This window comes from Roseovarius sp. MS2 (assembly GCF_051447875.1).
Lineage (GTDB): Bacteria > Pseudomonadota > Alphaproteobacteria > Rhodobacterales > Rhodobacteraceae > Roseovarius > Roseovarius mucosus_A.
Genome location: NZ_JBKHVF010000001.1, coordinates 2,228,176 through 2,253,119, shown reverse-complemented (window position 1 = coordinate 2,253,119; position 24,944 = coordinate 2,228,176). Strand labels below are relative to the sequence as shown.

Here is a 24,944-nt window from a genome sequence, read left to right as displayed (position 1 = left end):
GGCCGGATATAGGGGCCGCAGACGGGATCAAAGGGGCAATACGGGGCCGAAAACCCCGTCCAAAGACCACCTTCCTCCGCTGAGCCCCCGCCGTCCTCGTTAATGGGTATTCTTGGGCAAGAGGCAGAGCATGGCAAAAAGCGCAACGATCACAACTGCCCCGACGCCGGTCGCGGCGGCTCCGGTGCCGGTGCTCAATCTGCCGATGTCGCGCGGCAATCCCTACCAACCCCTGCTTTATGCCGCCCCCGACGCCGGTTTCCGCCCCGAACCCTTGGCCAAGACCGAAATCACCGATCTGCCCCGGATGTTGGCAGAGGGGCATCGCCTCTTGCACCTGCATTGGGATGACCTGATCTTTGGTCGTTCCCGCGACAGCGCCGCCAATGCCAACGAGGCCGAGCGCGATCTGGCCGCCCTTGCAGCCTTCAAGGCCGGTGGCGGCCGTATCCTCTGGACGGTTCACAACCGAACCCCGCATCGCGACATGGACCCAGAGACCTTTCGTGCCGCCCGCGCCCGCGTCGTGACCCTCGCCGATCTGATGCATGTCCACACGCCCGACGCGGCGCTGCATATGCAACGCGACTGGGGGGTTGATCCCGCGCGCCTGCGCATCCTCCCGCATCCCAGCTATCTTGGGCATTACGAACCTGCCGAAACCAGCCTCGGTCGCGATCTGCCCGATTGCGCCGCGCGCGCCTTTCTCTTCTTCGGGGCTTTTCGCGCCAACAAGGGGCTGGATACGCTGGTCGATACCGCCCGCACGCTCATCCGGCGCGACGTGCCTTTTCACCTGCATCTTTGTGGCCGCGCCGCGCGCAGTCATCAAAAGCTCTTTCGCGCGCTGCAAGACACCGATTGCGTCACCCTCACCGACGAGGCCGTGCCGGATGAACAGGTCGCCGGCATCTTTGCCCGTGCGCAGGTCTTTGTTGCGCCCTTTGGCAACCTCTTTACCTCCGGCTCGGTGATGCTGGCGCAGGGCTTTGGCCTGCCTGTGATCGGCCCGGATACCGAGGCTCTGCGCGCCCATGTGGCCCCGGAAAACCACGATCTTCTCTATGATCCGGGCGCGCCGCGCGGCCTCTTGCGGATGATGACCCGGCTGGTCGAGATGCCCAATGACGAATTGCGTAGCCGCCGCGCCGCGGCCCTGGCCCTCGCCCAAGACCGCGCGCCCGCGCGCATCGCCGCCCAGATGATGCAGGTGCTCACCGACCTGCGCGATGGCACCGGTGCCAGCCTTCAAGCGGTGCAGCCGACGCCCATCGCCGCCGCCCATCCCGCTACACCTGCCCCCTCTGCCCAGGCGCGCGCGCAGCAGCGCCTGGCCGATCTGACGCGCACTTTGGGCCTCACGGACCCTCTGCGCATCCTCGATATCGGGGCCAACCCGATGAACCATGACGCCCCCTACAAAGAGCTGCTCGCCGCAGGTCACGCCCATGTCACCGGGTTTGAACCCCAGCCCGAGGCGCTGGCCGCCCTCAACGCCCGCAAATCCCCGCAAGAGACCTATTTTCCCGACGTGGTCGGCGATGGGGCGACGCATCGGCTCAACCTCTATCGCGGCTCCGGCCTCGCCTCCCTGCTCGAAATCCGCCAGCCCACACTTGACCACCTGCTCGGCCTGCGCCGCGCCGCGCGCCCCACCGGCCATGTCGATCTGCCCAGCCGCAAACTCGACGAGATCGAGGACATCGGCCGGGTCGATTTCCTCAAGATCGACGTGCAGGGGGCCGAAGCGATGATCTTCACGCACGCCCAAACCGCGCTCTCGCAAACGCTGGCCGTGCAAAGCGAGGTCAACTTCTTCCCCCTCTACGACAACCAGCCCTCCTTCGGCGAGATCGACCGCCTTCTTCAGGCGCATGGGCTGGTGCCGCATTCCTTCCTGCACATCGAGAAACGGCTCCTGCGCTCCCGCTGGTTGGGCCGGATCGCGGATGCCACGCCGCAACAGATGCTCGACGGTGATATCCTCTACCTGCGCGACCTCTCTCGCCCCGACACGCTCGACAGCACCGACTTGCGCAAAATCGCGCTGCTCTGTGATACCTGCTACGGCTTTACCGACATCACCCTGCGCTGCCTCGAGATTTTGGTCGAACGCGGCGAGATCAAGCCGCGCGTGGCCGAACGCTTCATCGACAGCCTCTGACCGCGCGGCCCGGGCTACCCAACCCGATAGGGCAACACGCCGCGCTCGTCCGGGGTAACCTGCAAGCGTCGCTCCAGCGGCGGCACCGATCGCTGATGGCACTCCGCCCGCTCGCAGATCCGGCAGGAAATGCCAATCGGCTCGAACGCCCGCGCGCGGCTCACATCCAGATCGTCGGCATACACCAACTCGCCCGCATGTTTCACCTCGCAGCCCAGCGCAATCGCAAACCGCCGCACCGGCGCGCCAAAGCTGCCACCGGGTTTCGAGACATCGCGCGCAAGGCTGATATAGCGCACGCCATCCGGCGTCTCGGCCAATTGCCGCAGGAACCGCCCCGGCGTCTCGAACGCCCGATGCACGTTCCAGAGCGGGCAGGCCCCGCCGAACCGCGCGAATTGCAACCGCGTCGCCGAATGCCGCTTGGTGATCGTGCCGGCCTGATCGACCCGCACAAAGAAAAACGGAATCCCCTTGGCCCCCGGCCGCTGCAAGGTCGAAAGACGGTGACACACCTGTTCGATCGAGGCGCCGAACCGATGCGCCAGAACCTCCAGATCGTGACGCACCTCCTGTGCGGCAGTCAGAAACCGGCCATAGGGCATCATCGCCGCCCCAGCAAAATAATTGGCCAATCCAATCTTGGCGATGGACCGTGCCGCGTCTGACTGGAACCGCGCGAAATCCAGCGTCGCCTCCAGCAATTGATCCTGCATCACCAACGCCAGTTGCAACAAAAGCTGAAACCGTCGACTCTCGGGGGCGGCCCGCGACGAGAGCGTCAGCACCCCGGCGGCGCGGTCGTAATGCCGCAACTGTGCGGTATCCGCCTCGACCACCGAAATGCCCAACGCCGCCAACCGCGCGCAGGCCAGATCCGAAATCGCCTGCCCACCGCCCGCTTCCGCAAAGCGCTCGGCGGCATGGTCCACGGCATCTATGTAATTGTCGCAATAATGAAAAAAGTCGCGCACCTCGTCCCAAGGGCTCGATTGGTTGCGCGCATCCTCGCGCCCCAAGGCCTCGTCGAGGCTCGCCAATCGCTCGTGGGTCTGGCGATAGGCGCTGTGCAACTCCAGAAACGCCCGCGCCAGCGCCGGGGCATTCGACGCCGTCAGCCGCAGATCGGCCAGGGGCGGCGGATCGTCGCCAAACACCGGATCGGCCAGCGCCTCGCGCATGTCGCTCACCATCCGCTCGGCATCGCCCGTGCTCAACTCTGTCACATCGAAGCCGAATTCCTGCGCCAAGGCCAGAACCACCGTCGTACTCACAGGGCGGTTGTTGTTCTCCATCTGGTTGAGATAGGGCAGCGACACCCCCAGCTTGCCCGCGAAATCCTTTTGCGTCAGGCCCAGCCGCTGCCGCGTCTCGCGCAGCTTGGCCCCGGCATAGAGTTTCTGGATCGCCATGGCGCGCACCCTTTGCAACTTCGCATAGGGGCCAGACTACATTTGCAAAGACACGCCGGCAATCCCCCGCCACGCGCAGCCCCATAGACAGCACCGCCACAACCGCTAATCTACCCCATACGCACACCGCCAAAAGGACTGCGCGCCGATGCCAGACCCCGCGATCCTTCTCGAATGGGCCGGATTCGCCGCCCGCTGGTTGCATGTCATCACCGCCATGGCCTGGATCGGCACGTCTTTTTACTTTATCGCGCTTGATCTCGGCCTGCGCCGCGCGCCCGATTTGCCCATGGGCGCGCAGGGCGAAGACTGGCAGGTGCATGGCGGCGGCTTCTACCATATCCGCAAATTTCTCGTGGCGCCGCCGCAGATGCCGGATCACTTGACTTGGTTCAAATGGGAAAGCTACGCCACCTGGCTCTCGGGCGCGGCCCTGCTCATGCTGGTCTACTGGGCCTCTGCCGATCTCTACCTGCTCAGCGCCGAAAGCCCGCTCACCCAATCGCAGGGCATCGCTCTCTCGGCGGGCTCGCTGGCCCTTGGCTGGATCATCTATGACCGGCTTTGCAAATCCGGGCTGGCCGCGCAGCCGACCCGCCTCATGCTCGTGCTCTTCGCGCTTCTGACCGCGATGGGCTGGGCCTATACACAGGTGTTCACCGGTCGCGCGATGATGCTGCATTTGGGGGCCTTCACCGCCACCATCATGACCGCCAATGTCTTTCTCATAATCATGCCCAATCAGCGCATCGTGGTGGCCGATCTGCGCGCCGGGCGCACACCCGAGGCACGCTATGGCCAGATCGCCAAACTGCGCTCGACCCATAACAATTACCTCACCTTGCCCGTCATCTTCCTGATGCTGTCCAACCATTACCCGCTTGCCTTCGCCACGCCCTACAACTGGCTCATCGCCTCTCTTGTTTTCCTGATGGGCGTCACCATCCGGCATTTCTTCAATAGCCTGCACGCCGGGCGTGGCCGCCCTTGGTGGGCATGGGGCGTCACTGCGCTGATCTTCGCCGCCACTGTCTGGCTCTCAGCTTTGGGCGGCCCGAACACCGCAGACACCACCCCAGAGACCACGCGCCTCAGCCCTGCCCAGACCCGCCTGAGCGAGGCCCCCGGCTTTGACACGGTGCAAGAGATCGTGGCCCTGCGCTGCGCCATGTGTCATGCCACCGAACCACTCTGGCCCGGCATGATCCACGCCCCCAAAGGCGTGATCCTCGAAACACCCGCCGACCTCGCCCGTCAGGCCCGCGCCCTCTACCTCCAGGCCGGGCTCAGCCATGCCATGCCACCCGCCAACCTCACCGCGATGGCACCCTCGGAACGCGCCACGCTCATCGCTTGGTATCGGGCGGGCCGTACCGCGCCCTAGCTTCCAGCCGTGCCGAATCAAGCCCTGCCTTCAACAGGCCAATGTCCCGCAATCGCGCCTGCGCGCGAATCGCATGATGCTCCATCCGCGCCTGATCCGCCTGTTCCAGCGCCTGTAGATCGCTGACCGAGACAAGGCCCGCCACCGCCACCCCGTTGCGCAGCACCATCACCCGCTGACCACCCGCCGCCAGATGATCCACCACCCGACGCAGACGGGTTCGCACCCGATGGATCGGCATCTCATCATACATCGCCCGCCTCTTGCCTTGCCTTACCTGACCAACTTGGCAGGCAGAGGTTAAGAAAACGTTGCTCATAGCGCGCGACCCAAGCAAAACCAATCGAGACCTTACAAAATCACCTCCAAAACCTTACAAAGCGTACAAAATATCCCAGCCCGGAGCGCGCCCCATGAAAATCGCCACCGCCGCCTATCCGCTCGACCCGCTCACCTCTTGGGCCGACTACGGTCGCAAGCTCACCGATTGGGTGGCCGAGGCGGCCGCACAGGGTGCCGAACTCGCGGTCTTTCCCGAATATGGCGCGATGGAATTGGCCATGCTCGCGGGCACAGAGGCCGCGGGCGATTTAGAGCGCTCGCTGCACGCCGTTTCTGGCGTGATGTCAGAGGCTTACGATCTGCACGCCGAGCTTGCGACGCAGTATAATCTGCATATTCTGGGGGCTTCAGCCCCGGTCTTTGATCCAGATCTTGGCCCCCGCCCGGTCAACCGCGCCATGCTTTTTACCCCCACCGGGGCGCGCGCCGCGCAGGACAAACAGATAATGACCCGGTTCGAGCGCGAGGAATGGCACGTCGCCCCCGGCGGCCCCCTGCGCCTCTTTGACACAAGCCTCGGCAAAATCGGCATCCTGATCTGCTACGACAGCGAATTTCCCTTGCTGGGCAAGGCTTTGGCCGATGCCGACCTGATCCTTGTGCCCTCTTGCACCGAGGCTCTGACCGGCTATTCCCGCGTCCGGATCGGTGCCATGGCCCGCGCCCTCGAAATGCAATGCGTCACCGTCATGGCCTCGACCGTGGGCACGGCGGATTGGTCCCCGGCGGTCGATACCAATTGTGGTATGGGTGGCGTCTTTGGCCCCCCAGATACAGGGTTCCCACCCACCGGCGTCCTCGCCGAGGGCACGCTCAACCGCCCCGGCTGGACCTATGCCGAGGTCGATCTGGACCGTATCACCCATGTTCGCGCCGACGGCGTTGTGCTCAACCGCCGCCATTGGGAAGACCAACTGGGGCGCGACGTCACGGTCACATCTGAACCTCTACGGTGATTACACCCTTGAAAACCGCGCAAAACCGGCGCATTTACTAGCGCGTTCCGCAAAACGGCGGGGCGCCATATCAAGGAGAGACCATGGCCAAGGAAGACACGCTCGAATTTCCCGGTGTCGTCAAGGAACTCCTGCCCAACGCGACATTCAGGGTCGAGCTTGAAAACGGCCATGAGATCATCGCACATACGGCAGGTAAAATGCGCAAGAACCGCATCCGCGTTCTTGCGGGCGACAAAGTTCAGGTGGAAATGACCCCCTATGATCTGACCAAGGGTCGGATCAATTATCGCTTCAAGTAAACTTGGCCTGCAGCGCCGAGTATGGTCAGGCATATCGTGCGGCCTCCAAGGAGGCGGTCGCGTATCTGCATGAATTGACTGAGGAAATGAACGATCCGCAGGCAAAGGCAGTGCTTAACACCGCTGCGTTTTCCTTGGGCGCGACCTTGTGCGCACACGCCACCGCGCTGCAAGACAAGGCAGATCTGGAATGAGACTCATCCTCGGTTCTGGCAGCCCGCGCCGGCGCGATCTGTTGGCACAAATCGGGGTGGTGGCGGATAAAATCCAGCCCCCCGAGATCGACGAAACCCCGGCCAAGGCTGAATTGCCCCGCCCCTATTGCGCCCGCATGGCGCGGGAAAAGGCGTGGACGGTTGTGGCCGAGGACGATGATATCGTGCTCTGCGCCGATACCACCGTGGCGCTTGGCCGTCGCATCCTTGGCAAACCTCAAGATGTTGGCGAAGCAGCACAATTCCTGCTCGCCCTGTCCGGGCGGCGGCACCGGGTGATCACGGCCGTCGCTGTCCGGCGCGGATCGCGGATATGGGAGCGGGACGTTGTAACCACCGTGCAGATGAAACGCCTCTCGGATGAGGAGCTGAACGCCTACCTTGCCACAAATGATTGGCAGGGCAAGGCAGGCGGCTACGCCATACAAGGCCCCGCAGGCGCGCTAATTCCGTGGATTCAAGGATCTTTTACTGCCGTCGTCGGCCTGCCTCTGACTGAAACCGCGGGCCTTTTGCGCGCCGCTGGCTACCCGCTCTGGAAGGACACCCAATGACCCTGCGGACCATCGCGCTCGACCACATAAACGACGCCGAGGCCGCAGCCCTGCTGGTGGGTGGGCGGCTTGAGGACTTGCTGATCGACTCGGATCAACCGCGCCCCGGCACCATCTATCGCGCCATCGCCGATCGCCCCGTCAAAGGGCAAGGCGGCATGTTCCTGCGCACACCCGACGGTTCCGCTTTCCTTCGCCAGATCAAAGGCTTGACGCCCGGTCAGCCGCTACTCGTACAGGTCACTGGACACGCCGAACCGGGCAAGGCCCTGCCGGTCACGACCCGACTCTTGTTCAAGAGCCGCTACGCCATCGTCACACCCGACGCGCCCGGTCTCAATGTATCGCGGTCCATCAAGGACGAGACCCTGCGCGATTCTCTCTTGGAAATCGCCCATGCCGAAATGGGCGACAGCCCCATGGGCCTCATCCTGCGCTCCTCATGCGAAAGCGCCGAAGCCGCTGATATCGCAGAGGATGTTAACGCCATGCGCGATCTGGCCGAGGCGGTTCTCGCCGATGCCACCGGCCCCGAGCCAGAGACCCTGACCGAGGGCGACGGCCCCCATACCCTCGCCTGGCGTGACTGGGTAGAGCCTGCTGATGTGCTGACTGATCCGGGCTCTTTCGCGGAAACCGGCGTGCTTGATCAACTCGACGCCCTGCGCGAGGCCTTGGTCCCCCTGCCCGGCGGCGCATCCTTTTACATCGAGCCCACGCGCGCCCTTGTAGCTGTGGATGTCAACACCGGCGGCGACGCCAGTCTTGCAGCGGGGCTCAAAGCCAATATCGCCATGGCCCGCGACCTACCGCGCCAATTGCGCCTGCGCGGCCTTGGCGGGCAGATCACCCTCGATCTTGCCCCCATGCCCAAAAAGGACCGCAGAACGTTCGAAGCCTCCCTGCGCGCCGCGCTACGCCAGGACACGACCGAAACCACTCTCGCGGGTTGGACGCCCTTGGGGCACTTTGAATTGCAACGCAAACGCGACCGACAGCCGCTTACGGACCTGCTCAAATGAGCTGCCCGATCTGCCTGCGCAAGACCGATGCCCGCTACCGCCCCTTTTGCTCGCGCCGCTGCGCCGACGTGGATCTGGGCAAATGGTTCGCGGGTGATTACGCCGTGCCCTCCTCCGATCCGGCCGACATCGAAGAGGCCCTCGACGCGCTGGAACAAGAGCAGCAAAAACCCCATTGATTTTTGCTGATACCCTCTAGACACCCCGCCCGCGCTCGCCTAGAACGCATCCACCCGAAGGCGCAGCCTTCTCCCATGCCCGGGTAGCTCAGGGGTAGAGCAGTGGATTGAAAATCCTCGTGTCGGTGGTTCGATTCCGCCCCCGGGCACCACAAAAAACCCAAAAAAGTCGTTAAAAAATAGACACTTAAGGGCAAATTCAACTTCAAGCCGAATTTGGCCAGATGTGCTATTTTCCGGCGCTTTTTTGCTTTTCACACATCTTTTGCATGGCAAAAGCATGGCAAAACCGCCCTTGCGGCATGGTAGGAGAATCGGAGCGGATTTTCAGTCGGCGGCTTCGGTATCGCGCGCGACAGTGGGAAATCTCGCCCCGGCTGATTTGGTCAGATATTCAGCCCGTTCTTTCCAACAATGACTGAGCAGCAACTTTCAAGTTTTCCGAGATTTCAGCCAGTGTTCCAACAACTGCCGCGCCACTTAATAAGCTAATGGATATCAATAGAACCGATATGGCAGAATCTGTAGACAGCCCAGACCATACGTTATTGCCGCCATCACTTTGGAGGAACATTGAGTAGAGCGCGAGTAATATACCTAATATGCTCACGATCCCTACAAACGTTGCGAACAGGCCCAACATCCTTGTGAAGAACAATCCCGCAAATTTGGGGGGTTTCTGTTTTAGAGGGGCGTCGCGCAGGCCGAAATCCGAAGTGCTCATTTTGTGCTCGTCTGTTTAGTTCCCTTTAAAATAATTGGTCGCAGGAAAAAGAGGCAGTAAAATGGCAGGTTGAAGTTCGTTTTCGAAGGATGCGGGCTACTTTTTGCAGAACGTGTTATGGGGTCTATTCTTCGGACTCGTCGGGGTCGGACGCAGGGTCAGGGGGCGGGGTGTAACCTAGGCCGGACGGCAGGCGCGCGTCTGCCCGGTGATACAGGTCCTGCAGCATCGCTTCCTTTGATGTTGCTTCGGGGTCCGTCCTGTCCGTCCTAAAACCGGCGGGCGTTAGCCCACGCTGGTCGCGGATGGTTTCGATCTTGGCGGCATGGATACCTAGACGGCTCATGATATCACCCGTTCTTCCTTAGCGCCCGCTGGGCTGCGGACAGACCATCCGCCGCCGTCTGATTTTGCGACCGGCGGAAACTATCCGCGTCCGGGGTCTGGATATTGTATGTGGGCGAGTAGTTGAGCATCTGCGCCGCGCCGCCAGACGTTCCGCCATTCACTTCAACAGGTACCTTGCGGCCCTTGGATAGGGGGATGACGGCTTCATTGTCGTGAAGAATGGCAGGAATTCCGCTGGTGTTCGCCGTGCCTTCTGAAAAGTGCGGCGCCTGTCGGAATGCTGAAATCGGCGCGACCGCGCGCCCCGGTAGGTTGCCCGAATAGCCACCCTCTGACCCCGCCCCAAATAGGCCTGCAAGAAAGCCGCCACCGCCGTCCCCACCGCCGAACAGACCAGCAAGGAACCCGCCACCGGAATCGCCGCCTGATAGAGCGTCCCCGAACAGTTCCTTGACGGCGAGCTTTGCGGCGAGGTCTGCCATGGTGTTAAGGATCGAGTCCGCAAGGCGCTCGAAATCCAATTTACCTGTCTTAGCAAATTCAGCGATTCCGGCGGATAGGGAGTCGAGGACATCTTCTTCGATGATGCGACCGGCTTCAGCATAAGACGGGACGGCGTCAAGCCACGCCTTCGCGCCCTGCGTGGCGGCGCTCTGCAGTTCCTTGTTAAGTTGCTGCGCAGCGTCGTATTGCCGGATCATGGCGGCGGTTTGTCCGTCGATGACCCCTGCGCCTTCGCGCTGCGCCGCGACCATGAGCTTACCAACTTCAACCGATGACGCCTGCCCCGATATCACGAGCTGCAGGGCCTCATTTTCGACGCCAAGGGAAAAGGTTCGATTGTTCATTTCCTTGATCAGCCGCTTCAATTGGCGTTCTTCGTCGCCAAGAGATTCCACGCGAGTCTTCCCGCCGCCACCACCGCCGCCGGTTGACTTGCGAGCTGGGCGGTTTGCCTCACTTAGTTGCTTTCTCAGGCGCTCTTGTTCGGTCGCGGCCTGTTCAAGCTGGGCGATTTCAGCAAGCCGGGGCGCGATGGACTCCGCCCCGACATTTTCGCCGCGCGCGCGGGAGTCGGCTAGGACCGTGTCGAGTTGGACACGGCGGTTTGCCGTTGCGGCGTTAAGGCCCTGACTTATCTAAAGATTCAGTGACTTGTTCTGCGCCTGAATTTCGCCAATCTGTTCTTGAACAGATTTACCGATTGCGTTCAAGGCGGCGGGGGCAGACCCCAGATTTGCCAAAAGACGGGCGGCTTCATTGGCGGCGGTCCCGACCTGACCAGCAAGAGAACTGGCGGCGGCGTTGTCCGTCGCACTGGTCGTGCCATTCTGCGCCGCAAGGAGTCGAAGGGCTGCATCCTCAGACCGAACAAGCTGCGTCAATACCCCGGCTGCAGACCCTTCCGCGCGATCAAGACCGCCGGTGGTGGATTCCACCGCTTGCCTTAGGCGTGTGACCGCGTCCGCTTGTTCTTCAAAGGTCCGGGCGCTCTTGACGTCCTGCATCAAGGACAGCAGCGTCCGGGCCTGATCGTTCGTCGTTTCAAATGCGCGCCGGACGGCGTCCACATCGTTTGTTAATATGTTGCCGTCGCTGGTCAGTTCGCCGCGAATGGAGTCGATCAGGGCCGAATTGGCCAGACCGGCCTCTAGTTCCGCGACACGACGCAGCCGTTCTAGGTGCGCATCGAATTCCAGATTCACGGCCCCATATTGTTCGCGCAGACGCTCTAGGTTGCCGCCTGCTAGGGCGTCTGTAGCGCTGCGCAGGGTACTGATAGCGGAGTCGGCAGCGGACAGGGCGTCGGAGAATGATTGCGTCTCTTCTGAGGCCCCAAGAGCGCCTGCCGCCCATTGAATCAGGGCGGCACCGCCTGCGATTACACCGATGGTGAGAAGTGAGACGGGCGATACCATGGACGCGAAACCCGCGCGCAAAGTGGATAGGACGGACGCTCGACTACCCATTTGATTCAGGACCTGACTGATCTGCGTGCCCTGTTGAACGGCCAAAATCAGCGGGCTTTGCCCCGAGGCCAACATGACCCCGATATCATTGAACTGGGCAGCCATGTTTGCAGTGTGGAAGGTAGAGGCCTGCGCCGTTCTGGCGTAACCGGTGTTCGCGGCTGACGCCGCCAGCAATGATTGACTGGCCTGTTCGCGGGCTAGTGCAGCGCGTCTGGCTGATAGAGCACCGGCGCTTTCCAGCGTCTGAATCTCTCTGAGGGCCTGTTCGTATCTTTGGCTATTTGCGAATAGGGGGTCATGGGCGGCGCGCAGGCGGTTTAGGGCTGCGGTTCGCTGTTCGGCCTCTCTGGTGGCCTGTTCTTGGGCGTTCGCTACCTGAATCGTTTCGGCGCGCAGGCGTTCGGATTCGCGTGCGGTGCGGTTTAGTTCTGAGGCCAAATCGGCATAGCCCGCCCTCGCCTCTCTAACGTCTAGGCCGCTGGTGGCATTTACCAAGCTGGTGCGAAGGCGATTTATCCATGACATCCACCCATAGATCGGATGCGGCATCAGCTGGTCGCTTGCAGCAAAGTCCCAACCGCCATCGATAACTCCACCCTTTCCAGGGCGCGGGGGCGGAGGACCGAACAGTCCGAAAAACACTTCCTTGCTGACCCCCAAGTTCAGACGCCAGACACCACTGCGATCAAGGTGTGACGCGCGATCATTGGCACCGTCCTTTTGCTTGATGGTCGCAAAATAGGTGCCACGTTGAAAGACATGGCCCGGGTTGTAGAAATAGGAAGTTTCGCCCCACGCGTCTTTCGGCACGACGCCGTCCAGTTCATTTGTGATGAAGCTATGAACGGTCTCGATCTCGATCCATTTGGTTTGCGACATGTGTCAAGTAATCCTCAATCGTCTTGCCCACTTCAGGTTTGAAGCCCCGCCCCGTGACCTCGCAGACCTGCATGCGGTCGATGCGGAAGGCCCGAAACCCGTCCCGCAGTTCGCACCAAGCTGAGCATGTCCAGACCCGGCCCCAATACTCGGTCTGCAGCGGCCGGATCACACGGCTTGTCATCTGATCATCCAGCGACCGGTAGTCGATACGCAGCTTCAGCCCCTCACGGATTGCGCGCCGGATCAGCGGCATGTGACGAAAGCCTTCCCGCGCTTTTTCAAAGGCGTAAACGCCAAAGCCCCAGGATTTCGGGGCCTGACGGCGGTTGGATGCGTGTTCGCCGATCTTGGCCATCACACCCGCTGCGGCCACCTGCAACTCGGCGTCTGCGGCCTCTTGGACAATAGCCATACCCAGGCTCAGCGCCTCAAGCTCGACCAGCGACAGTGACATGGGCGGCAGGAACACCGGCTCGCGCAGCATGTAGCCGACGCCCCGCTCGCCATCTAGCGGCACGCCGGCCGCCACCAGCGTGCCGATGTCGCGGTAGACTGTGCGCACAGAGACCTCGAGCGCATCGGCAATGTCACGGGCAAGGTGGAGCCGCCCGTCCCGGACGATCTCTACAATATCCGCAAGTCGTCTGCCGCGCTCCAGCATCCGGTCAGTTGATGGCCACTGCCAGCTCGGAATGCATGAGCTGGACGGTTTTGCCGTCAATCGCGGACAGAAAATCGGCATTTCCCGGCACCTTGCCGATCTCGGCAGCCGCCGCTTTGGCCGAGGGCATGTCCTGCCACTGGATGTGCTCGATCCAGGTGCCGTCTTCGGTGCAGGACAAGCGGCGATGCACGAAGCCGGGACACGCCACGACCCAGGCATTCATGCCCTTGGCAGCGGCCACAAAGGCGTCGTGGCTGACGCCCTCGTTCAGTTTGAAGGTGACGCTTTCGATGATGGCGTTCGACATTGGATTCTCCTGATGGGTTTGTAAGCGATCCGCTGTCACTACGCCATCTCAACTGCCACAGTCTGTCAGTTGAAAGGCGCCATTGGGGAAGGAGATCAAGAGACCAAGGGAAAATCCATGAAGATCCTACACATTGACGCCTCCGCCCGAACGGAGGGCTCTTACTCCCGCCGCCTGTCGTCGCATTTCATTGACTGCCTTCACGAGAACGGGTTGGCCATCACCGTGGACCGGCTTGATCTGGCCCTGCATGCCCTACGGCATTTCGGGGCGCTGGAAACCGCCGCGATCACGCTTCCCGAAGCGGAGCATTCCGCAGAAATGAGGCAAGCAATCGCGCCATCTGACGCGTTGGTCGCCCGCGTGCTGGCGGCGGACGGCATCGTCATCGGCACGCCGATCTACAATTTCGGCATGCCATCAACCCTGAAGGCATTTTTCGATCATGTGTCGCGCAACGGAAAAACCTTTCTCGCCGACGGCACCGGCATGAGGGGTTTGCTGGGCGACACGCGCGTTGCAGTCCTGAGCGCAACCGGGGGCACCTACGGTCCTGGCGATGTGTTCGACGGCCTTGACTGCCTGACACCACATATCCGGGCCATCCTCGGCTTTCTCGGCGTTACCGATCTGAGTTTTGTGGCTGCACAGCCCATGATGTTCGCAGGGCCGGACGCCGCCGCTATGTCCTTAGAGGCCGCCAAGGCAGAGGCTGCGTCCCTTGCCAAGACATGGAGCACCGCATGGAATTGACCGCACAGGAGCGGCTCCTTAGCCTCGGTGCGGTCATGCTCCATATGCTCGGCATCGGGCTGACGCTCGGCTTGACCTTTCCCCTTACCTCCCTGACGCTTGAGGCTTGGGGGAGTGCAGCATGGGTGGTTGGTCTGGCCGGGGCAATGGCCCCGCTGGCGATCCTGCTATTCATGCCAGTGTTGCCGTCTGTGGCACAGAAACTTGGCGCGGTCCGGGCGATGATACTGGGCTGCGGGATCGGGATCGCGGGCCTGGTCGTGATGTATCTGGTGCAAACCGCGCCCGTCTGGGTTGCGATGCGGTTCGTGATTGGTGCGGGGCTGGCGCTGCCCTGGCTTGCGGGCGACATCTGGGTCAATTCGGTTGCGCAGGAGGAAAGCCGGGGACGGGTCATTGCGGCTTACGTCGCCTGCCTGTTCATCGGGTTTTCCGCTGGCCCGCTGCTGCTGGACTACACCGGGATCACCGGGATTGCCCCTTTCGCGATGGGTTGCGGTGCCCTGGCGCTCGCCGTCCTGCCGCTGATCGCCGTTGGCCGCCTCGCACCGACCATCGTGGCCGAACAGGGGTCAGGCGTTCTGTCGGCTGCGCGCGCCGTGCCGGTCATGGCCGTTGGCGCGTTTATGGCTGGTTTCACCGAGGCCCTGATCTTTTCGCTGCTGACACTCTGGGGGCTTGAAACCGGGCTGGATGAAACCGGCGCGCTGCGGTTGCTGACGACCTGCATCATCGGGGGCGTCGTGCTGCAATTTGCAGTCGGTATCATGGCAGATCGCATTGGCCGCCAACGGTTGCTGGGGTTGATTGGACTAGCCCTGATCGCGATTGGGGCGCTGCTTCAACTTTCAACAGGCGGTCTGGTTTTCGTCGCGGCATTCATCACGGGTGGGCTGATCCTGGCCCTGTATGGCTTGTCCCTGATACTTCTGGGAGAACGCTTTTCTCCAGCGCAGTTGGCCGCTGCCTCAGCCGCCTTTCTGATCTTGTATCAACTCGGTTCAGTGACAGGTCCACTTGTTGCAGGCGCAGCAATGGATCTGGGGGGGTGCGGCTGGTTTCGTCTTTTCCCTCTCCGGCGCAGGCCTGGCCATCGCTCTTGTAGCGTTCACCACACGCACACGGACCAAGCAGATTTGAGGGCGACCGACCACCAGGCACCGTCCGGCTGGTGGACGGTCCCCACGCGTGTTTGACCAGTAAGAAGGACTTTTTCGACGTTGACGTTCCCCGAGAAGCAGCCAGCCAAAAGACCCCCATCCTCAAAGACAATATGCGCCGCCTCTGTCTTCCCTCTCGAAAGCCGCCGTTCGTCATACGGCGGCTTTGTGCTTACGACTGACTTTACGTCGTCAAGATTGGCGCGCCCGATATGAATGGCCGATCCGGGGAAGATACGCGATCGCTGCCTTCATGTAGCGACCGGCAGCAACGGGCCAAGTGCGTTGATGCTGTGCGGACTCGGACCGACGATGTTAACGGTGACGTCCTCCATTTGTGGCACGCTGCGTTGCCGCTTGGCTGATTGCGGGCCCTATATCTGCTTCCCAAGGATCACCTGACGGGGTAGGCAGTCCGATCCTTGGAGGTTTGGGAAAGATCATGGCGCAGAATGCCACCATTTACAAAATTGAACTGTCGGTCTCTGACATGGATCGCCACTATTACGAGACCCATAAACTGACCGTTGCAAAACACCCCTCGGAGACGGACGAGCGACTGATGGTGCGCATCGTCGCCTTCGCACTGAATGCCCACGAGCATTTGGAAATGACCAAGGGACTTTCGACGGACGACGAGCCTGACATCTGGCAGAAGAGCCTGAGTGGCGAGATCAATTTGTGCGTGGCACTTGGGCTTCCAAGCGAGAAAGTCATGCGGCAGTCCTGCAACAAGGCCGCAAAGGTGATTGTCTACCCCTATGGCGGCAGAATTGCCGAAATGTGGTGGGACAAGGTCAAGAACGGCACCACTCGTTTCGACAATCTCCGTGTCGTCAATTTCTCGGAGGCCGATACGGCCACATTGGCAAAACTGGCCAACCGCGCGATGAAGCTCCAGGTCAATATTCAGGACGGGGATGTAATGGTCAGCGTCGATGAAAGCGTCGTCTACGTCACGCCCGACACATGGAAGGACGTAACATAGGTTGCCGTAACTGTCGCATACTGGACCGGAGGCGCCCGAATTGAACACAGTTAACTCCAGCGCGCCAATGTCCGCACTGGGTAAGCTGCACCACAGCGCCGATCACTTTGACACACGGCGGCTTTGGGCCGGCGGGGTGCTATAGCGCCCTGCATTGCCTTAGATATCCGGCTCGATTCTTCCTTAGTTGCTCCACCATATGCTGCACTTGGATTCGGGGAATTTCTTCAGCATTTAAGCGTGTCAGTTCACTACCACTGCCAACGGATGGCGCCGGGCCTCCTTCCTGGGTGCTGTGCGGCACCATGGACAGGCAGAGGCCCGGACAACTGTGAATGATTGGCTCACGCGGGCTGAACCGTTTCATGTAGATCATGTCCGCGAGGCCCAGATCCTGATCGAGAAATGGCGGCGCCACTACAACACTGTCAGACCGCACAGTGCTCTGGGATACCGTCCACCGGTACCCGAAAGCATCGTCCCGATAGACCAGAGAGCGTGATCTGATCCCCACAAACTGGACCACTTAATGGGGGCAAACCACTTCCAGGTGAGCGCCTCTCGGTTCCAAGTGTCGCTAAGGCAAAATACTTCGTTACCGGAATGGACAAACGCAGGGATGGAATGATCGAAATATCCACTCGCCGCGATGGTCCTTCTGGAAAGTCATTCGCCATTCGGTTGGTCCAATGCGAGCCGCTGCGGTTCGGATACATTGCTGAAGGCGACTCTGAGGCCGATCTTGTCCGTGACCCAGCGCCGAAACTCACACAATTGGTCAACGGCTCAATCTCCGATGTTGTTGCTAAACACGCCTGCGTGAGGCACGATGAGCCTAAGCCCGCCATGTCCGCCTTAGAGCCGACTGAGACCACACAAAATAAAATCCCGATGCCGAAAAGCGAGTAAAGTTAGAAGAAGACGTGCGGAAAGCTGTCGAGTACACCGACCTCTCGGTCCAAATCACTGGGTACGGTTCAGGGCACTCATTCTTCGCGGAAGGCCTTCTCGAATTGATCCATGAGAGGCCGTGCGAAATAGGCCGCCGCAGTTTGCTCTTGGGTGGAGAGATAGACTTCAGTTGGCATTCCCGGCATCAAGGCTAGACCGTTCAGCCTTGCAAACTCTTCTGGCGATATATCGACATAGCCGATGTAGAATGGCTCCCCGGTGGATGCGGAAATGGTCGTCGCTGGTGAAATGTGCGAAATCGTGCCGAGAATTTCAGGCGTTGTACGGTGGTTGAAGGATGAGAACCGGACACGGGCCGTCTGATCAAGATAGACTTGATCTATTGCTGTGGTCGGCAATTGAACCTCTATCCGCAACTCGGCAGAGGCCGGAACAATCGTTGCCAATATCTCGGCTGGCGTGATGACCCCGCCTTCGGTGAACACCGACAGTTCGTTGATCCGCCCGGAAATCGGTGCGCGTATTTCCGTCCGTGAAAGTTTGTCCTGCACCGCTGTTAACCGGTCGGACAGTTCCTGAATGCGTGCTTCGACCACCGTAAGCTCCCGTTGCGCTTCATTTCTTGCAACTTCGTCCACGGAAAGAATCCGCATCTCGATCTCGCTGATCCGCGACCGGGACCGCGCAATATTGGCGTCAAGCTCGCCAAGTTTGCCACGCATCTGAACCAGTTCACGCTTTGCTTCATCCACCCGAGGCATTTGGATCAAGCCTTTCTCGAACAGGTTTACAACACGCGAGTGGCTTTCTTCCACAAGGGCCAATTCATCTGTCAACGCCGAGCGCTGCGAAACGAGCGCCACAATCTCATCGTTCACCTGAGCGATACCGAGTTCAAGTTGCTCGCGCTGATTGTCGCGGTTCACGATATTCCCAGCATGGAGGCGCAGTTCACCTGACATCAACTCGCTTTGTTGTGGATCAGACATCGAGAGACGCTTGGGAAATCTGACCTCAGCGGCACCTTCACGGTCTGCAACGAGACGCGCGCGCCGAACCTCAGCCTCGTCCAACTGAGCAGAGAGGATTGATAGCTCTGCCCGTGATTGCGCGTCATCGAGACGAAACATGACTTGACCCGCCTCGACCTCGTCGCCCTCGCGCACGGAAATTTTCTCAACGATCCCACCGTCGCGGTGCTGAACCTGCTTGAGGTTCTGGTCAACCTTGACCGTCCCCAATGCTATGACAGCTCCGGTCAAGTTTGCATTGAACGCCCATGCGCCCACGCCACCCAACAGTCCAAACATCATGAGAACGCCAAGAATAATGCGCCCGCGGAGCCGGTCGAATGCCGCTGGGGATTGTGGTGCGTTTTTGACAGAACCAGATTTAGTCATTCCAATAATCCTTCTGTTCAGCGCGTCAGGCGTGTTCAATCAAGAGGATGTGGTCACCCTCGATCCGCAACTCTAGATCAATGATCCTGTCGCGGTTGAAATCGACCTCTACGACGGTTCGGCGATAATCGTCGGTCCAATCGTGGTAATAGGTCAGCCGGGGTTCATCCACGTCGAGCGCGTCGGCATAATCATCCAAGTCATCCTCGATACGTTCCTCAAGGGATTTCTGCGCTTTGCGGATTTCCCGATGACTCGAGCCTGAGCCAATCCAAATCCGGTCATCGCTATTGAAATCATTGATCTGATAAACTGACCGGATGATATCAACGGTATCGCCCTGTACAAAATTGTATAGGTCTGACCCGCCGTTGCCTGTCAGGGATGCCTGACCAGACCCTGCGAGGAAATGGTCGTCGCCTGTGGAGCCGACATAGTCCTCGAACCCCGAGAAACTATCGTCACCGATGCTCTCGCCAGAGGCCATACCCGTGATCAGATCAAGTTCGACACCGTCTGTCGCGCCGGAATAGTTCAGTTGATCGTGGCCCGCGTCACCGGAATAAGTATCGGAGGCGCTATCATCGTCGGCTACGACAATGTCATCACCCGCCCCACCCAAGACAGTATCTTCGTCTGCCCCTCCCGAGAGGATGTCGTTGCCGTCACCCCCATAGAGGCTATCCTGACCCGCATCGCCAGATACAATGTCGTCGTCATCTCCACCATCCAGAAGGTCGTCTCCGTCTCCTCCGAACAGCACATCATTGCCAGCTCCGCCGTGGGATATGTCGTCGCCTTCGTCTGAGAAAATCACATCGTCGCCACTGTCGCCTGCAAGCTGATCAGCGCCGGTGCCCCCTGACAAGGCGTCATCGCCAGTGCCACCAAAAATCTGGTCGTCGCCCGCCCCGCCGTCGAGGGCGTCATCGCCTGCGTTGCCATGGATCAGGTCGTCGCCGTCCTCGCCCCACGCTTGGTCATCACCGGCCCCCGCAACGACGGTATCATCACCGGTGCCGCCAAGGATCTGGTCGTCGCCCAATCCGGCATCGAGGACATCATCGCCCGCGTCGCCATGGATCAAGTCGTCGCCATCCTCGCCCCATGCTTCATCATCACCGGCCCCCGCAACGACGGTATCTTCGCCGGTGCCGCCAAAGATTTGATCGTCGCCCAATCCGGCATCGAGGACATCATCGCCTGCGTTGCCATGGATCAGGTCGTCACCGTCCTCGCCCTGCACGTCGTCATCGCCAGCCCCCGCCACGACAGTATCATCGCCAGTGCCGCCAAGGATCTCGTCGTCGCCCAATCCGCCGTCGAGGGCGTCATCGCCTGCATCCCCATGGATCAAGTCGTCGCCATCCTCGCCCCACGCTTCATCATCACCGGCTCCCGCAACGACGGTATCATCGCCGGTGCCACCAAAGATTTGATCGTCGCCCAATCCGCCGTCGAGGGCGTCATCGCCTGCGTTGCCATGGATGAGGTCGTCGCCGTCCTCGCCCCACGCGTCATCATCACCGGCCCCCGCCACGACGGTATCGTCGCCGGTGCCGCCAAGGATTTGGTCGTCGCCCAATCCGCCGTCGAGGGCGTCATCGCCTGCATCCCCATGGATCAGGTCGTCGCCATCCTCGCCCCACGCTTCATCATCACCGGCCCCCGCAACGACGGTATCATCGCCGATGCCGCCAAGGATCTGGTCGTCGCCCAATCCGGCATCGAGGACATCATCGCCCGCGTCGCCATGGATCAAGTCGTCGCCATCCTCGCCCTGCACGTCGTCATCACCGGCCCCCGCAACGACGGTATCGTCGCCGATGCCGCCAAGGATCTCGTCGTCGCCTGCCCCGCCGTCGAGGACGTCATCGCCTGCATCCCCATGGATCAGGTCGTCGCCATCCTCGCCCCACGCTTCATCATCACCGGCCCCCGCAACGACGGTATCATCGCCGGTGCCACCAAAGATTTGATCGTCGCCCAATCCGCCGTCGAGGGCGTCATCGCCTGCATCCCCATGGATCAAGTCGTCGCCGTCCTCGCCCCACGCTTGGTCATCACCGGCCCCCGCAACGACGGTATCATCACCGGTGCCGCCAAAGATTTGGTCGTCGCCCACTCCGCCGTCGAGGACATCATCGCCTGCGTTGCCATGGATCAAGTCGTCGCCGTCCTCGCCCCATGCTTCATCATCACCGGCCCCCGCAACGACGGTATCATCGCCAGTGCCGCCAAGGATCTCGTCGTCGCCTGCCCCGCCATCGAGGGCGTCATCGCCTGCATCCCCATGGATCAGGTCGTCACCATCCTCGCCCCATGCTTTGTCATCACCGGCCCCCGCCATGACGGTATCATCGCCGGTGCCGCCAAGGATCTCGTCGTCGCCCAATCCGGCATCGAGGACATCATCGCCCGCGTCGCCATGGATCAGGTCGTCACCATCCTCGCCCCACGCTTCGTCATCACCGGCCCCCGCAACGACGGTATCATCGCCAGTGCCGCCAAAGATTTGGTCATCGCCCGCCCCGCCATCAAGGGCGTCATCGCCCGCGTTGCCATGGATGAGGTCGTCGCCATCCTCGCCCCATGCTTCATCATCACCGGCCCCCGCCATGACGGTATCATCGCCGGTGCCGCCAAGGATCTCGTCGTCGCCCAATCCGGCATCGAGGACATCATCGCCCGCGTCGCCATGCATCAAGTCGTCGCCATCCTCGCCCCACGCTTCATCATCACCGGCCCCCGCAACGACGGTATCGTCGCCGATGCCACCAAAAATCTGGTCGTCGCCCAATCCGGCATCGAGGACATCATCGCCCGCGTCGCCATGGATCAAGTCGTCGCCATCCTCGCCCCACGCTTCATCATCACCGGCCCCCGCAACGACGGTATCGTCGCCGATGCCGCCAAGGATCTCGTCGTCGCCTGCCCCGCCGTCGAGGGCGTCATCGCCTGCATCCCCATGGATCAGGTCGTCGCCATCCTCGCCCCACGCTTCGTCATCACCGGCCCCCGCAACGACGGTATCATCGCCAGTGCCGCCAAGGATCTGGTCCTTTCCTCTTCCGCCATCGAGATGGTCATTGCCAGCGTCTCCGTGGAGGATGTCGTCGTCTGCTCCCCCGCGCACCTCGTCATCGCCATCACCCGCCTTGACGGTATCGTCGCCGGTGCCGCCGAAAATCTTGTCCTCGCCGTCGCCACCGTAAATTTCGTCATGGCCAGCGTCTCCGTAGATCACGTCGTTGCCGCCCTCGCCAAAGAGACGATCGTCGCCCGCACCGCCTGAGATCCAATCGTCGCCATCTCCTCCGGCAATGAGGTCATCACCATCGTTGCCAAATAGGCTATCGTCGCCGTCGCCGCCGGAAATATTGTCATCACCTGCGCCACCGTAAATTCTGTCACGCCCGCCAAACCCGGCTAGATTATCGTCATCGTTCAATCCAAAAATTGCATCGCGCCCTCGCGTGCCAACGATCAGGTCTTCGCCATCAGTCCCCGTAAAGACGTTTTCGATTACGTTCAAAATTGCAGTCTGATCAATGCTGAGCGCGCCGTCAGTGATCGAGTATTTGATTTGGACCTCGCCCAAAGCATCTGTATCTGCGAAATAGAGCCAGCCATCGCCTTTGGGGTCCATATGACCGACAGTGCTGCCGTTGATTGAGACCCCCAGAAGATCGCCATCGTGATCCTTTGTCTCAGACAGAAGATGAGCGAGGGAAATAGCGAGGACGGCAGCGCTGCCGATATCCCCAAGGTAAACGGCGCTTGAGTTGCGCGGGCCACGGTTGCGATCCTGTTCTGGATCGGTCTCATTTTGATCAGGGTTTTCTTCCTCTGCCACTGTCGGAGGATCGTCCGGCTCCGTGTCGTTGCTCGGATCGGGGATGAAGGGTGGAGACCCCGGTTCCACACCGTTGTCTTGGGGAAACTTGTTTATGCCTGGGAACAAGTTGAACGGCGGAAGAATGGTGTTCGCCGTGACGCGTGTAATCTCGGTGCCAAAAACCAAGTCTGGCAGCGGTTCGATGAACATGCTCTCAAAGCGGCCTAAAACCACCGGATATCGGAATGAAACGATCGTTGGTCCTTCTTCAACCCAAGAGTCCCCGGGTCCTCCAACGCTGTCATCTGGGGCATTTTCATGTAGCGCTAGGCCTGAAGTGTTACGGCTTTCAGTGATATCTTTGCTGTCTTCTTCCGGCGGTTCGTCTTCTTCCACGGCAGCAACATGTTGGTCTGACCATAGAAAAGAGCGAAGATAGAGGCCCAAGCCTAGGAGACCGGCGAACCAGCCGCTGAGGAGCTTGGTTTGACTGCGTTCGGGGTGTTCCAATCCCAAGGGGTCGGCGGGGTCCGATTGCGCGGTCGTTGCGGAGCGGAAACTTTTGACATCAATCACGATCAGCCTCCCTTCTTCGCCTTGCGTCCCTCATCCAACATGTGGCTTTCGACAGGTGTCTCTGTCGAATGCCGTTCTGAGGCCACAGAAGGCTTGGTTGCGCTGGCAACCGAAACAGGTTTCGGGTTCAGAATTTGCTCTCGTGGACCGAATGCGGTCAGCTTTCCAGCCTGGATCACGCCAATCAGGTCACATGCCTGAAGCGCTGATGGTCGGTGAGCGATCAGCACAACGATGCCGCCGCGCTTTTTGACCCCCTCAATGGCCGCGGTAAGAGCGGCCTCTCCTTCGGGGTCAAGATGCGCATTAGGCTCGTCCAGCACGACCAAGAACGGTGATTTGTAGAGCGCACGCGCCAATCCCAGACGCTGCCGCTGTCCGCCCGAAATCGACGTGCCCATCGGTCCTAGGTATGTCCGGTATCCGTCTGGAAGCCGCACAAGCATCTCATGCACATTTGCGGCGCGTGCAGCAGCAACGATCGCCTCTGGATCAGGCGTTTCCGCAAGACGCGCGATGTTCTCTTCTACCGTCGCATCGAGCAGGGCGACATCCTGAGGCATGTATCCGATATGCGCCCCGCGGTCGTCGTCACTCCATTGCGTCAACTCGGCACTGTCCAGTCGCACGGATCCCCGCAACGGGGGCCAGATACCGGTCAATGCGCGGGCCAGCGTGGTCTTTCCGCCACCACTCGGCCCAATGAATCCGACAGCTTGTCCTGCCTCAGCCTCAAAGGTGATGTCGCTGAGCAAAACTCTTCCGGTTGCTGGCGCAGCGACAGTCATGCCCTCCACTTTCAGGTTATACTTCGGTCCCGGCAGCCACATTGGCTTGGGTTGATTTTCGAGCACTTCGACAGTGTTCCGCAGGCGACGCCATGACGTGCGCGCAGATTCCATATTCTTTGCATTTCCAATCGCTAGATCTATCGGAGCCATGGCACGAGCCGACGCAATGGTTGCCGCAATGATAGCCCCAGCCGACAATTCACCGCGAATGGTGAGATAAGCCGCAAGCCCGAGGATCGACGACTGCAACAACATCCGAAGCACCCGCGAAATGGCACTATAGGTGCCTGATATGTCACTGGTGCGAGTTTGCAGTTCCAAATGCCGATCATTGGCGGCTGAGAAACGCGCAACGGCACGCGACGCAAAGCCCATCGCCTTCAAGACCTCGGCGTTGCGTGCGTTCGAATCCGCGATTGCATTGCGCTCAATCGTCGCTGACACGGTGGAACTGCTCCAACTCCGGGTGCGCAGTTCTGCCGCTATCGCGAGTGTAGCCAGAGTAAATGCGCCACCAATTGTCAGGGCACCCAACATTGGGTGCAGGAAGTAGACGAATGCGAGAAAAATTGGCATCCACGGCAGGTCAAACAATGCAATCGGTCCCTGAGACCCGAAGAAACCACGCAGTGTATCGACATCTCGACCGCGTTCGAGCGCCTCGGAGGTGGAATATCCCAGGCGCGGCATGTCGACGACCAATTGATGCGCGACGGGTGCCAATCGACGGTCCAGCCGCGCGCCGACACGAATGAGAATTTGGGTGCGAATGACGTCGAAGACGCCTTGAAAGAGATAAAGCCCAATTGCCAGAAAAGAAATTGCGACAAGCGTCGGGATGCTCCCGCTGACCAGCGCTCGGTCATAGATCTGGAGCATGTAGAAAGCGCCGGTCAATGCCAGAATATTGATGACCCCTGAAAGCAGGAGCAGAAAAACAATCAATCCCTTGATACTACCGAGCGCTTTGGCTGCCGCATTCCCGGACGTGTTCTTTTGATTTGCCATGATGTGCTCTCGCGTCTGAAAAATGAAATATGACCGAGCCAATCACTCCGGGCAGGACAAGACCCGCCCGGAGCTATTGTCAGCCTGACT

At 60.6% G+C, this 24,944-nt stretch carries 22 protein-coding genes and 1 tRNA gene; 12 read left to right on the top strand and 11 right to left on the bottom strand.

The genetic code is table 11. The annotated features are described in order from the left end of the window. The first annotated feature begins 130 nt into the window (after window positions 1-130). On the top strand, window positions 131-2,164 hold the full coding sequence (locus tag ACLGGT_RS10965; RefSeq protein ID WP_437196103.1) for an FkbM family methyltransferase: 2,034 nt from the start codon (window positions 131-133) through the stop codon (window positions 2,162-2,164). A gap of 14 nt (window positions 2,165-2,178) precedes the next feature. Here ACLGGT_RS10965 and ACLGGT_RS10960 read toward each other — a convergent pair whose 3' ends face one another. After that, window positions 2,179-3,576: a helix-turn-helix domain-containing protein gene (locus tag ACLGGT_RS10960; RefSeq protein WP_081507781.1), complete on the bottom strand. Its 1,398-nt coding sequence runs from the start codon at window positions 3,574-3,576 to the stop codon at window positions 2,179-2,181. A 148-nt stretch (window positions 3,577-3,724) separates the two neighbouring features. On the opposite strand from ACLGGT_RS10960, the gene ACLGGT_RS10955 reads away from it, so the two are divergent. Further along, window positions 3,725-4,960, top strand: coding sequence for a urate hydroxylase PuuD (locus tag ACLGGT_RS10955; RefSeq protein ID WP_437196102.1), 1,236 nt, complete (start codon window positions 3,725-3,727; stop codon window positions 4,958-4,960). Here ACLGGT_RS10955 and ACLGGT_RS10950 read toward each other — a convergent pair. After that, entirely contained in the window at window positions 4,923-5,213 is a 291-nt protein-coding gene (locus ACLGGT_RS10950; protein ID WP_081507779.1) for a type II toxin-antitoxin system Phd/YefM family antitoxin, read from the bottom strand. The two genes, ACLGGT_RS10955 and ACLGGT_RS10950, sit on opposite strands and share 38 nt — an antisense overlap. Window positions 5,214-5,373: 160 nt before the next feature. On the opposite strand from ACLGGT_RS10950, the gene ACLGGT_RS10945 reads away from it, so the two are divergent. The 6 genes from ACLGGT_RS10945 to ACLGGT_RS10920 all read left to right on the top strand — a co-directional run bounded on the left by ACLGGT_RS10945 (window position 5,374) and on the right by ACLGGT_RS10920 (window position 8,682). Continuing rightward, on the top strand, window positions 5,374-6,258 hold the full coding sequence (locus tag ACLGGT_RS10945; protein ID WP_437196101.1) for a carbon-nitrogen hydrolase family protein: 885 nt from the start codon (window positions 5,374-5,376) through the stop codon (window positions 6,256-6,258). 83 nt (window positions 6,259-6,341) lie between these two features. Beyond that, window positions 6,342-6,560 carry a translation initiation factor IF-1 gene (gene infA / locus ACLGGT_RS10940; protein WP_005978431.1) on the top strand — a complete coding sequence of 73 codons (219 nt, stop codon included), beginning with the start codon at window positions 6,342-6,344 and terminating at the stop codon, window positions 6,558-6,560. 190 nt (window positions 6,561-6,750) lie between these two features. After that, the gene (locus ACLGGT_RS10935; RefSeq protein WP_437196098.1) at window positions 6,751-7,329 is read left to right on the top strand and encodes a Maf family protein; all 579 of its coding nucleotides are present in this window, start codon (window positions 6,751-6,753) and stop codon (window positions 7,327-7,329) included. Then, window positions 7,326-8,351 carry a ribonuclease E/G gene (locus ACLGGT_RS10930; RefSeq protein WP_437196097.1) on the top strand — a complete coding sequence of 342 codons (1,026 nt, stop codon included), beginning with the start codon at window positions 7,326-7,328 and terminating at the stop codon, window positions 8,349-8,351. The genes ACLGGT_RS10935 and ACLGGT_RS10930 overlap by 4 nt, the downstream gene beginning before the upstream one ends. Beyond that, the gene (locus ACLGGT_RS10925; RefSeq protein WP_437196095.1) at window positions 8,348-8,530 is read left to right on the top strand and encodes a DNA gyrase inhibitor YacG; all 183 of its coding nucleotides are present in this window, start codon (window positions 8,348-8,350) and stop codon (window positions 8,528-8,530) included. Before ACLGGT_RS10930 ends, ACLGGT_RS10925 begins: the two co-directional genes overlap by 4 nt. Before the next feature lie 77 nt (window positions 8,531-8,607). Next, window positions 8,608-8,682, top strand: a tRNA-Phe gene (locus ACLGGT_RS10920). Between the two features lie 242 nt (window positions 8,683-8,924). Here ACLGGT_RS10920 and ACLGGT_RS10915 read toward each other — a convergent pair. The 6 genes from ACLGGT_RS10915 to ACLGGT_RS10890 form a co-directional block, all read right to left on the bottom strand. Further along, entirely contained in the window at window positions 8,925-9,254 is a 330-nt protein-coding gene (locus ACLGGT_RS10915) for a hypothetical protein (protein WP_437196093.1), read from the bottom strand. 124 nt (window positions 9,255-9,378) lie between these two features. Continuing rightward, window positions 9,379-9,600: a hypothetical protein gene (locus ACLGGT_RS10910; RefSeq protein ID WP_437196091.1), complete on the bottom strand. Its 222-nt coding sequence runs from the start codon at window positions 9,598-9,600 to the stop codon at window positions 9,379-9,381. Between the two features lie 4 nt (window positions 9,601-9,604). After that, a complete protein-coding gene (locus ACLGGT_RS10905) occupies window positions 9,605-10,501 on the bottom strand; it encodes a phage tail tape measure C-terminal domain-containing protein (protein ID WP_437196089.1) in 897 nt (298 codons plus the stop codon). Between the two features lie 240 nt (window positions 10,502-10,741). Next, window positions 10,742-12,454 (bottom strand): DUF6194 family protein, encoded by a 1,713-nt coding sequence (locus ACLGGT_RS10900; RefSeq protein WP_437196087.1) that lies wholly within the window; start codon window positions 12,452-12,454, stop codon window positions 10,742-10,744. Beyond that, window positions 12,414-13,118, bottom strand: a complete 705-nt coding sequence (locus ACLGGT_RS10895) for a helix-turn-helix transcriptional regulator (protein WP_437196085.1) — start codon at window positions 13,116-13,118, stop codon at window positions 12,414-12,416. The genes ACLGGT_RS10900 and ACLGGT_RS10895 overlap by 41 nt, the downstream gene beginning before the upstream one ends. 4 nt (window positions 13,119-13,122) lie before the next feature. Beyond that, the gene (locus ACLGGT_RS10890) at window positions 13,123-13,428 is read right to left on the bottom strand and encodes a hypothetical protein (protein ID WP_237183491.1); all 306 of its coding nucleotides are present in this window, start codon (window positions 13,426-13,428) and stop codon (window positions 13,123-13,125) included. Window positions 13,429-13,545: 117 nt separating this feature from the next. Here ACLGGT_RS10890 and ACLGGT_RS10885 point away from each other — a divergent pair, with 117 nt between their 5' ends. From ACLGGT_RS10885 to ACLGGT_RS10870, 4 genes are all read left to right on the top strand, one after another. Then, complete coding sequence (locus ACLGGT_RS10885; RefSeq protein ID WP_437196083.1) at window positions 13,546-14,181, top strand: FMN-dependent NADH-azoreductase; 636 nt, start codon at window positions 13,546-13,548, stop codon at window positions 14,179-14,181. Further along, complete coding sequence (locus tag ACLGGT_RS10880; RefSeq protein ID WP_437196082.1) at window positions 14,172-15,377, top strand: MFS transporter; 1,206 nt, start codon at window positions 14,172-14,174, stop codon at window positions 15,375-15,377. Before ACLGGT_RS10885 ends, ACLGGT_RS10880 begins: the two co-directional genes overlap by 10 nt. A gap of 406 nt (window positions 15,378-15,783) precedes the next feature. Continuing rightward, a complete protein-coding gene (locus tag ACLGGT_RS10875; protein WP_008281748.1) occupies window positions 15,784-16,329 on the top strand; it encodes a YaeQ family protein in 546 nt (181 codons plus the stop codon). A gap of 295 nt (window positions 16,330-16,624) precedes the next feature. Then, window positions 16,625-16,831: an integrase core domain-containing protein gene (locus tag ACLGGT_RS10870; RefSeq protein WP_437196080.1), complete on the top strand. Its 207-nt coding sequence runs from the start codon at window positions 16,625-16,627 to the stop codon at window positions 16,829-16,831. 484 nt (window positions 16,832-17,315) lie between these two features. Here ACLGGT_RS10870 and ACLGGT_RS10865 read toward each other — a convergent pair whose 3' ends face one another. From ACLGGT_RS10865 to ACLGGT_RS10855, 3 genes are all read right to left on the bottom strand, one after another. Continuing rightward, window positions 17,316-18,641, bottom strand: a complete 1,326-nt coding sequence (locus ACLGGT_RS10865) for an HlyD family type I secretion periplasmic adaptor subunit (protein WP_008281747.1) — start codon at window positions 18,639-18,641, stop codon at window positions 17,316-17,318. Window positions 18,642-18,666: 25 nt separating this feature from the next. Continuing rightward, complete coding sequence (locus ACLGGT_RS10860; protein ID WP_437196077.1) at window positions 18,667-22,566, bottom strand: calcium-binding protein; 3,900 nt, start codon at window positions 22,564-22,566, stop codon at window positions 18,667-18,669. A 491-nt stretch (window positions 22,567-23,057) separates the two neighbouring features. Then, window positions 23,058-24,854 (bottom strand): type I secretion system permease/ATPase, encoded by a 1,797-nt coding sequence (locus tag ACLGGT_RS10855; RefSeq protein WP_437196076.1) that lies wholly within the window; start codon window positions 24,852-24,854, stop codon window positions 23,058-23,060. Window positions 24,855-24,944 lie beyond the last annotated feature (90 nt).

Excerpts from the sequence above, each read along its gene's own strand:
- ACLGGT_RS10890 (WP_237183491.1), bottom strand. The coding sequence starts at position 13,428 with ATGTCGAACGCCATCATCGAAAGCGTCACCTTCAAACTGAACGAGGGC.
- ACLGGT_RS10925 (WP_437196095.1), top strand. The coding sequence starts at position 8,348 with ATGAGCTGCCCGATCTGCCTGCGCAAGACCGATGCCCGCTACCGCCCC.
- infA (WP_005978431.1), top strand. The coding sequence starts at position 6,342 with ATGGCCAAGGAAGACACGCTCGAATTTCCCGGTGTCGTCAAGGAACTC.
- ACLGGT_RS10855 (WP_437196076.1), bottom strand. The coding sequence starts at position 24,854 with ATGGCAAATCAAAAGAACACGTCCGGGAATGCGGCAGCCAAAGCGCTC.
- ACLGGT_RS10950 (WP_081507779.1), bottom strand. The coding sequence starts at position 5,213 with ATGTATGATGAGATGCCGATCCATCGGGTGCGAACCCGTCTGCGTCGG.
- ACLGGT_RS10960 (WP_081507781.1), bottom strand. The coding sequence starts at position 3,576 with ATGGCGATCCAGAAACTCTATGCCGGGGCCAAGCTGCGCGAGACGCGG.
- ACLGGT_RS10955 (WP_437196102.1), top strand. The coding sequence starts at position 3,725 with ATGCCAGACCCCGCGATCCTTCTCGAATGGGCCGGATTCGCCGCCCGC.
- ACLGGT_RS10935 (WP_437196098.1), top strand. The coding sequence starts at position 6,751 with ATGAGACTCATCCTCGGTTCTGGCAGCCCGCGCCGGCGCGATCTGTTG.
- ACLGGT_RS10875 (WP_008281748.1), top strand. The coding sequence starts at position 15,784 with ATGGCGCAGAATGCCACCATTTACAAAATTGAACTGTCGGTCTCTGAC.
- ACLGGT_RS10910 (WP_437196091.1), bottom strand. The coding sequence starts at position 9,600 with ATGAGCCGTCTAGGTATCCATGCCGCCAAGATCGAAACCATCCGCGAC.
- ACLGGT_RS10915 (WP_437196093.1), bottom strand. The coding sequence starts at position 9,254 with ATGAGCACTTCGGATTTCGGCCTGCGCGACGCCCCTCTAAAACAGAAA.
- ACLGGT_RS10945 (WP_437196101.1), top strand. The coding sequence starts at position 5,374 with ATGAAAATCGCCACCGCCGCCTATCCGCTCGACCCGCTCACCTCTTGG.
- ACLGGT_RS10965 (WP_437196103.1), top strand. The coding sequence starts at position 131 with ATGGCAAAAAGCGCAACGATCACAACTGCCCCGACGCCGGTCGCGGCG.
- ACLGGT_RS10900 (WP_437196087.1), bottom strand. The coding sequence starts at position 12,454 with ATGTCGCAAACCAAATGGATCGAGATCGAGACCGTTCATAGCTTCATC.
- ACLGGT_RS10865 (WP_008281747.1), bottom strand. The coding sequence starts at position 18,641 with ATGACTAAATCTGGTTCTGTCAAAAACGCACCACAATCCCCAGCGGCA.
- ACLGGT_RS10880 (WP_437196082.1), top strand. The coding sequence starts at position 14,172 with ATGGAATTGACCGCACAGGAGCGGCTCCTTAGCCTCGGTGCGGTCATG.
- ACLGGT_RS10895 (WP_437196085.1), bottom strand. The coding sequence starts at position 13,118 with ATGCTGGAGCGCGGCAGACGACTTGCGGATATTGTAGAGATCGTCCGG.
- ACLGGT_RS10885 (WP_437196083.1), top strand. The coding sequence starts at position 13,546 with ATGAAGATCCTACACATTGACGCCTCCGCCCGAACGGAGGGCTCTTAC.
- ACLGGT_RS10930 (WP_437196097.1), top strand. The coding sequence starts at position 7,326 with ATGACCCTGCGGACCATCGCGCTCGACCACATAAACGACGCCGAGGCC.